Source organism: Pseudomonas rossensis, from assembly GCF_039888995.1.
Classification (GTDB): domain Bacteria; phylum Pseudomonadota; class Gammaproteobacteria; order Pseudomonadales; family Pseudomonadaceae; genus Aquipseudomonas; species Aquipseudomonas rossensis.
In genome coordinates this window covers 1-7,574 of sequence record NZ_JBBWCB010000201.1, presented here as the reverse complement: position 1 = coordinate 7,574, position 7,574 = coordinate 1, and the positions used below count along the sequence as shown (strand labels likewise).

Here is a 7,574-nt window from a genome sequence, read left to right as displayed (position 1 = left end):
CCAATTTTGGCCAGAAGCCGAAGACGGCTTCCTCGAATAGGCCTGATACATAGATGCAACGGGGCGGCGGTTTTTCAAAAGCGGGTAGACAGTGGGGGCGAGTCCATACATAGCAGCTGCCGAAGGCTGCGTTCGGCTGCGCAGCAGTCGTAAATCCTGTAAGCAAAATATGTCTGGAACACCGCATCGCCTGATCTCGCGACTGCTTCGTCCGAACGCGGCCCGAACCGAACGCAGCCTTCGGCAGCTGCTACAAGAGCCATGCCTCTCCCGAGATGGCGCGGAAGCTGCATCCCATGGCCATTCGCCGGTTTTCCGTCACCGGCCTCTGGAGGGTAGGATGCGTAGCCTGGTTTTGCTGCTGGCCGTTTTGGCGCTTGGTGGCTGCATGAATGTCAGCGATCTGGCTGAAGGGACTCGCTACCACATGAGCGACGCGGGGTTGCTCGACCATAGCGACAGCCGCCGTGTGAATAACCTGCGCATTCAACCGGACTCATTCGTCTATATTGCCCAGGGCGCCTTTGTGCCGCCAGGCAGTACTGTCTACCCACGACCTAACGTGATAGCCGAAGTCGCCTTCGATGGCTTTGTCGAATACTTCCCCATGGTCCGCCGCGCCCGTACCCCGGAAGGTCTTGATCAAGCCATGGGCGAAGCCCGTGCCGCCGGTGCCCATTACCTGCTCTATACCCGGTTCGCCAAGTCTGACGACCGTATCGGCAACTCGGACGAGTGGCTCGATCAGGAAGCCCTGGATCGCCTCGGTATCGACGGTGGCGTGATTCAAATCATGTTGATCGAGACCAGCACCCAGTATTTGATTGATACTGCACGGATCAAGAGTCGTGGCGGTTTACTGACGTTCCACGACAAAAAGCCAGAAGACCTGATGGGCCCGCCGCTTGAACAATACGCGCGCAGCCTGCTGGGACTCAGCGACCAGTAATTCAAAAGGAGAACGCCATGAGTGGCCCGCAAAAAGCCAACGATCTGTTGGGGCAAATCCCCAAAACCAAAGGCTTGCCGCCGGTCCACCTGTGGAACCCCGACTTCTGCGGTGACATCGACATGCGTATCGCCCGTGATGGCACCTGGTATTACCTGGGCACGCCGATCGGGCGCAAGCCGATGGTCAAGCTGTTCTCCACCATCATTCGTCGCGATGGTGACGATTACTTCCTCATCACCCCGGTCGAGAAGGTTGGCATCAAGGTCGACGATGCGCCCTTCGTGGCGATTGCCGTGGACGTGGAGGGCGAGGGTGAAACCCAGGTCTTGCGCTTTACCACCAATGTTGACGAGACCGCCGAGGCCGGCAACGAACACCCCATGCGCGTGGTGATCGACCCGGTCACGCAGGAGCCTGCACCCTACGTGCATGTGCGCACCAACCTCGAAGCCCTGATCCACCGCAACGTGTTCTACCAACTGGTGGAGCTGGCTGTCACTCGCGAGATTGACGGGCAACGTTGGTTAGGCGTGTGGAGCGCTGGCGAGTTCTTCCCCATTGGACTTGAACCGTAACTCGCCGAGTTGCTGTGTTCTGGAAAATGGCCCGCTATCAAGTGGGCCATTTTTTTGCCTACAAACCTTTGTCCTTAAGCCGAGCAGCATGTTCAAGATAGAGATGGACCGGGCTTACGTTCCAACTCGTGATCCCGGCCATTTGATTGACTGCGTCGAAATGGTCCATCGGATAATCCGAACGAATGACTTTGCCTAGGTGCGAGCTGTACTGTCCGACGAGCCCATCGTTGGCGTGTTTCTCTTTATAAAATAACTTCGACAGCACAATACAGTTCAAGTGGGAAGGATCGAGAGGTTGCAGACTTTGAAAGTTTTGCAGGATCCCGCTCCAAGAGTAGTAATACACGCCGTTTTCAATTTCGTTGCCTTCCCCACCCCAATGTTTCGGTATCCCTTGCGGGTACTTGAGATTGAAAGCGGCCAATCCTGCGCTGGTCAGGGATTCGAAAGCCGCTTGAGCGTCCTGAGGGTTTTCCGGATGGTCGCTGATCAACGAAATGAAGGTGCCGACTGCTTTGAACAGGGCAAGTACGAGCGCTTCGGGCAATTCACCAGGCGTCAGCGCCTTATGCAATTGGTCGGCAATCTCGGAGCCATGATTGGGGCAGCTGACAGAAGTGACTGACGCGACCTTTTCCGGATGTAGCGCCGCTACGTAGCGTGCAGCCAATGGACCTTGGCTGTGGCCGATCAGATTGACTTTGGCGGCTCCCGTTTCCTGCAAAATACGGTTGACGTGTTCGAGTAGTTTTTTACCGCGCTCCTCGTTTCCGTTAACGGCTGGAATGTTAACGGCAAACACCTTGGCCCCAGCGTGTTCCAGAGCTTCCTTGATCTCGAAGAAGTAGGGATAACCGGCAATTTTATCGAAGCCCAAAAGACCGTGGACCAAAACAATCGGGTATTGCGTAGACGCATCCATGTTCATGCTTATACCTGTCGATAGCGGACTTTAGTTGCGCAGATGCTATTTGACTGCTTGATCTGTCGCGGCTAACCGTAGGTCACAAAGCGGGTTCGTTCAAATCGCTCGCCTGGACGCCGAACATGCGCGGCCTGGGCCTGGCGATTTCGACGACGGGGATTGCCGCTTGCAGCATGTTGTACTGCCTGGCGTCCGGGCATTTCGATTTGTCGGTGGGTTCGGTGATTGCCTGCGCCGGCGTGGTCGCAGCGGTGGTGATGCGCGACACCGACAGTGTGTTTCTCAGTGTGGTGGCGGCGCTGTTCATGGGGCTGATCGTCGGCTTGATCAACGGCATCGTGATCGCCAAGCTGCGGGTCAATGCGTTGATTACCACGCTGGCGACCATGCAGATCGTTCGCGGCCTGGCTTACATCTTCGCCAACGGCAAAGCGGTGGGCGTGTCGCAAGAGCAGTTCTTCGTCTTAGGCAATGGCCAGTTGTTGGGTGTGCCGGTGCCGATCTTGATCACCATCGTTTGCTTCCTGTTTTTCGGCTGGCTCCTGAATTACACCACCTACGGGCGCAACACCATGGCCATCGGCGGTAACCAGGAAGCGACCGCCTCAAACAACGCTGACACCCATTATCTGTGGGAGCTAGCCTGCTCGCGAAAGCAGTCTGTCTGATACATAGATGTTGGCTGTGTCGGCGCTTTCGCGAGCAGGCTCGCTCCCACAGGGGATCTTTTGGTCCCGCTCCCTTCTGTCACCTCCCTTAAATATTCCTTGCTCGCTATAACCCGTTTCGGTTATCAAGTTGTACATGATTAGACAGGTACGATTTGACAAGAAACAACGGGTGGTTGATGAACTCATCCGACGCATCGAAAGCGGCCTCATGGAGGACGGCTTTCTTTTGCCGGGCGAGCATCAATTGGCTCAAGAATTCAAAGTCAGCCGCGGCACGCTGCGCGAAGCCTTGGCTGAGTTGAAACGGCGCAACTACATCGCGACGCAAAGCGGGGTGGGCTCCATCGTCACCTTTGACGGTGTGGTGCTCGATCAACGCAGCGGCTGGGCCCAGGCTCTGGCCGATAGCGGGGCACTGATCAATACCGAAGTGCTGCGGCTGGAGGCGGTCACCCGTCCTGACCTGCTGCCGCGTTTCGGCACCGACCAATTCATCACCCTCGACCGTCGCCGCCGTTCCAACGAAGGCAAGCTGGTCTCCCTTGAACGCTCATTGATGCCCGCCACCGGAGGCCTGGAAAGCCTGCCGCGGGTCGGCCTTATCGACAACTCCCTGACCATCACCCTGGCCGCTTACGGCTATATCGGCGAGTGCGGCGATCAATGGATCGGCGCCGAACCGTTGAACGCCGAAGACGCCGAATTGCTCGGCCGTCCGGAAGGCACGGTTTTCCTCAAGGCCTTGCGCACCACCTACGACAGGCAAAACCGATTCATGGAGCAGGTCGAAAGCTTGCTCGACCCGGTGCATTTTCGCCTGCACCTGCAATTTGGAGAGACAAAATGACCGCGCTCAATCATGCATTGGGCGCGTTCTACGGACTGGCCCTGGGCGATGCGCTGGGCATGCCGACTCAATCCCTGAGCCGTGCCGAGATCAAGGCGCGCTTCGGCGAAATCACTGACCTGGAAGACGCAGGCCCCGATCAACCGATCGCAGCCAACATGCTCAAAGGCTCGATCACCGATGACACCGAACAGGCGATTCTGGTCGGCCAATTGCTGGTTGAAGGCGAGGGCCGGATCGAACCGTCGGTGCTCGCCCAACGGTTGATCGAATGGGAAGCCGCGATGCAGGCCAAGGGCTCGCAAGACCTGCTTGGCCCTTCGACCAAACGTGCCATCGAAATGATCCTCGCCGGCCACTCGCCGGAAGAAGCGGGGCGCTATGGCACCACCAATGGCGCGGCGATGCGCATCACGCCAGTGGGGATTGCGGCGGATGTCGCCAACCCTGAGCGATTCATCAACGCTGTCGTGCAGGCTTGCCAGGTCACCCACAACACCACGCTGGGCATTTCCAGCGCGGCGGCGGTGGCGGCGGTGGTCTCGGCCGGTATCAACGGCATGGACCTGGGCGAGGCGTTGAACCTCGGCCAGCAAATCGCTCAACAAGCTGAAAGCCACGGTTACTGGGTGGCTGGCGGACGCATCGCCTCGCGCATCAGCTGGGCGCGGACCATCAGTGTCGACAGCGACAAGGCATTGCTGGCGGATTTGATGTACGACGTGATCGGCACGTCGGTGGCTTCGCAGGAATCGGTGGTGGTCTCGTTTGCCCTGGCCCAGCAAGTGGCCATTGGTGAAATGAACGCGTTCGAAGCGCTGTGCAGGGCCGCGAGCCTTGGCGGCGACACCGACACCATCGCGGCGCTTCTCGGCGCCATGCTCGGGGCTTGCCTGGGCCTTGAGAGTTGGCCGGAGGCGATGATCGACAAGGTCAAAACCGTTAACGATCTGAAGCTGGAACCCCTTGTGAAAGGACTCCTCATCCTCCGCTGAGTTACGCATTACCCCTGTAGGAGCTGCCGAAGGCTGCGATTTTTTGATCTTGGCGGCCTTTTAGCCGCTGAAAATCAAGATCAAAAGATCGCAGCCTTCGGCAGCTCCTACAGGGGTTCCCCAGGCCTTCCGATATCTAAATTGCCCACAACCACAACAAAGGCAACAGGAGCATCACATGAGTTCATCAAACGCCGGGCAAAGCGCCGGGCAACTGGAAACCCGTGGCATCGAGCCCGTGCCGGAAGCGGAGTGCAACGGTCATCCGCTGCAACTGTTCTGGGTCTGGTTTGCTGCCAACATCTCCATCCTCGGCCTGCCGCTGGGCGCGACCCTTGTAGCCTTTCGCGGCTTGGCGATCTGGCAGGCGATCATCGTCGCAATCCTGGGTGCTGCCGGCTCCTTCGCGGTGGTCGGGATCATCTCCATTGCCGGTCGCCGTGGTCGCGCACCGAGCCTGACGTTGTCGCGAGCGATCTTCGGTGTACGCGGCAACATCGGTCCGACCCTGGTCTCGCTGATGTCGCGTCTGGGCTGGGAAACCGTCAACACCACCACCGCCGCGTTCGTGTTGTTGTCGCTGTGCTCGATCCTGTTCGGCTCGCCGGCGGAAGCCAAAAGCGCACCCGTGCTGACGTTAATCTTCATTGCGATTTTCGTGCTGCTGACCCTGTCGGTGTCGGGTCTCGGTCACGCCACCTTGCTGGTCATCCAGAAGTGGGCAACCTACGTGTTCGGCGCGCTGAATATTCTGGTCGGCGGTTTCCTCTGCGCCACCATCGACTGGAGCGCGGTGTTCAATGCCACGCCTGCACCGCTGAGTGCAATGATCATCGGTGTCGGCACCATGGCCGCCGGCACCGGGATCGGTTGGGCCAACGCCGGTGCCGACATGTCGCGCTATCAGCACCGCAGCGTCAAAGCCGTGCGCCTGGTGGCATCAGCGGCCTTCGGTGCGGGGATTCCGCTGGTGCTGCTGATCACCCTCGGCGGCCTGCTGTCGGTGGGCAACAATGACCTGGCCTCCGCCACCGACCCGATCATCGCGATCCGCGACATGCTACCGACCTGGATGGCCGTGCCGTACCTGATTACCGCGTTCGGCGGGTTGCTGCTGTCGAACAACCTGTCGGTGTATTCCGCCGGATTGACCACGCTGACCCTCGGTTTGAAGGTCAAACGCGTCTACGCGGTGGTGGTGGATATCGTCGCGATCTTCGCCGGTTCGATCTATTTCATGCTGATCGCCGACAGTTTCTATGGCCCGTTCATTACCTTCATTTCGCTGCTGGCCGTGCCGATCACCGCGTGGGTCGGGATCTTCGTCGTCGACTTGATTCATCGTCATTACTACAGTCCCCAAGACCTGCTGGACGTCAGCCCGAGTAGCGCTTACTGGTACAGCGGCGGTATCGAGTGGCGCGCCTTTGGTGCGTGGGCGGTGGCGATCGTGTTGGGCTTCAGCTTCACCACCATCGGTACGACCGAACAAACCGTGTGGTTCCGCGGCTTCCTGTCCGACTCCTGGCTGGGCCATAACGGCCTCGGCTGGATCGTGACGTTCCTGGTGGCGGGTGGCATTTATTTTGTACTCGGTGGCGCCAAGGATCGCCGCGCCGCGTTGACCGAGAACGCTCATGCCTAGATTGCTGCACACCGGCCAGGTCATGATCGACCTGGTCATGGCCGTGAATAAACTGCCGAATTCGGGCGGCGATGTGCTGGCGCAATCCGCCAGTTTCGAGGCTGGCGGTGGCTTCAATGTGATGGCTGCCGCCCAGCGCAATGGTTTGCCGGTGGTTTACCTCGGCCGCCACGGCACCGGCCGTTTCGGTGATCTTGCCCGTGAGGCGATGAAGGCTGAAGGCATTCGGATCGGCATCACTCACCGCGCCGAACGGGATACGGGATTGTGCGTCGCGTTAACCGAAGCCTCGGCCGAGCGCAGTTTCATTTCCTACATCGGCGCCGAAGGTGAGCTGACGGCCGAGGATTTGGCCAGCGTGCCGGCCGAGGCGGGAGACTATGTCTACGTCAGCGGCTACAGCCTGCTGCATGGCGGCAAAGCACAGGCGCTGGTGAATTGGGTGCTGGATTTGCCAAGAGGGATCAACGTGGTGTTCGATCCGGGCCCGCTGGTGGATTCGCCGGATGAGCCGTTGATGCAAGCCTTGCTGACGCGCATCGATCTGTGGACCAGCAACAGTGTCGAGGCGTTGAAATTTACCGGTGCGCCGGACATTGCCGAGGCGTTGAACCGGTTGGCCGATCATCTGCCGGCCGACGTGTTGATGGTGGTTCGTGACGGCCCGCAAGGGTGCTGGATCAGCCAGCGTGGAAACCGCCAGCATGTGCCGGGTTTCAAGGTTGAGGCGGTGGACAGCAACGGCGCGGGGGATGCACATGCCGGGGTGTTTGTGGCCGGGTTGGCGCAAGGGTTGGTACCGGTTGACGCGGCGCGGCGGGCTAATGCGGCGGCGGCGTTGGCGGTGACTCGATGGGGGCCGGCGACTTCGCCGGGGACTGCTGAGGTGGATGCGTTAGTCAGCAAGACTTTCGGTGCCTGATCGGCCGCTATCGCGAGCAAGCTCGCCCCCACACTGAAT

Annotated in this window: 7 protein-coding genes and 1 pseudogene; 7 read left to right on the top strand and 1 reads right to left on the bottom strand. The window is 59.4% G+C overall.

The features are described 5' to 3' along the window. The first annotated feature begins 340 nt into the window (after nucleotides 1-340). Together WLY71_RS28610 and WLY71_RS28605 are read left to right on the top strand one after the other, a co-directional pair. Nucleotides 341-949, top strand: coding sequence for a DUF4823 domain-containing protein (locus WLY71_RS28610; RefSeq protein WP_347806242.1), 609 nt, complete (start codon nucleotides 341-343; stop codon nucleotides 947-949). A 17-nt stretch (nucleotides 950-966) separates the two neighbouring features. Further along, nucleotides 967-1,527 carry a DUF1285 domain-containing protein gene (locus tag WLY71_RS28605; RefSeq protein WP_347806241.1) on the top strand — a complete coding sequence of 187 codons (561 nt, stop codon included), beginning with the start codon at nucleotides 967-969 and terminating at the stop codon, nucleotides 1,525-1,527. 58 nt (nucleotides 1,528-1,585) lie between these two features. Here WLY71_RS28605 and WLY71_RS28600 read toward each other — a convergent pair whose 3' ends face one another. Next, nucleotides 1,586-2,458 (bottom strand): esterase/lipase family protein, encoded by an 873-nt coding sequence (locus WLY71_RS28600; RefSeq protein ID WP_347806240.1) that lies wholly within the window; start codon nucleotides 2,456-2,458, stop codon nucleotides 1,586-1,588. A gap of 116 nt (nucleotides 2,459-2,574) precedes the next feature. Between WLY71_RS28600 and WLY71_RS28595 the strand changes: the two are divergent. The 5 genes and pseudogenes from WLY71_RS28595 to WLY71_RS28575 form a co-directional block, all read left to right on the top strand. Then, nucleotides 2,575-3,054 (top strand): annotated as a pseudogene (locus WLY71_RS28595) (ABC transporter permease subunit); the annotation flags it as partial. Between the two features lie 205 nt (nucleotides 3,055-3,259). After that, nucleotides 3,260-3,973: a GntR family transcriptional regulator gene (locus WLY71_RS28590; protein WP_347806239.1), complete on the top strand. Its 714-nt coding sequence runs from the start codon at nucleotides 3,260-3,262 to the stop codon at nucleotides 3,971-3,973. Beyond that, on the top strand, nucleotides 3,970-4,968 hold the full coding sequence (locus tag WLY71_RS28585; RefSeq protein WP_347806238.1) for an ADP-ribosylglycohydrolase family protein: 999 nt from the start codon (nucleotides 3,970-3,972) through the stop codon (nucleotides 4,966-4,968). The genes WLY71_RS28590 and WLY71_RS28585 overlap by 4 nt, the downstream gene beginning before the upstream one ends. Nucleotides 4,969-5,146: 178 nt before the next feature. After that, nucleotides 5,147-6,613, top strand: coding sequence for a purine-cytosine permease family protein (locus WLY71_RS28580; protein ID WP_347806237.1), 1,467 nt, complete (start codon nucleotides 5,147-5,149; stop codon nucleotides 6,611-6,613). Continuing rightward, nucleotides 6,606-7,535, top strand: a complete 930-nt coding sequence (locus WLY71_RS28575) for a PfkB family carbohydrate kinase (protein WP_347806236.1) — start codon at nucleotides 6,606-6,608, stop codon at nucleotides 7,533-7,535. Before WLY71_RS28580 ends, WLY71_RS28575 begins: the two co-directional genes overlap by 8 nt. The last annotated feature ends 39 nt before the right edge of the window (nucleotides 7,536-7,574 follow it).

Excerpts from the sequence above, each read along its gene's own strand:
- WLY71_RS28580 (WP_347806237.1), top strand. The coding sequence starts at position 5,147 with ATGAGTTCATCAAACGCCGGGCAAAGCGCCGGGCAACTGGAAACCCGT.
- WLY71_RS28600 (WP_347806240.1), bottom strand. The coding sequence starts at position 2,458 with ATGAACATGGATGCGTCTACGCAATACCCGATTGTTTTGGTCCACGGT.
- WLY71_RS28590 (WP_347806239.1), top strand. The coding sequence starts at position 3,260 with ATGATTAGACAGGTACGATTTGACAAGAAACAACGGGTGGTTGATGAA.
- WLY71_RS28605 (WP_347806241.1), top strand. The coding sequence starts at position 967 with ATGAGTGGCCCGCAAAAAGCCAACGATCTGTTGGGGCAAATCCCCAAA.
- WLY71_RS28585 (WP_347806238.1), top strand. The coding sequence starts at position 3,970 with ATGACCGCGCTCAATCATGCATTGGGCGCGTTCTACGGACTGGCCCTG.
- WLY71_RS28610 (WP_347806242.1), top strand. The coding sequence starts at position 341 with ATGCGTAGCCTGGTTTTGCTGCTGGCCGTTTTGGCGCTTGGTGGCTGC.
- WLY71_RS28575 (WP_347806236.1), top strand. The coding sequence starts at position 6,606 with ATGCCTAGATTGCTGCACACCGGCCAGGTCATGATCGACCTGGTCATG.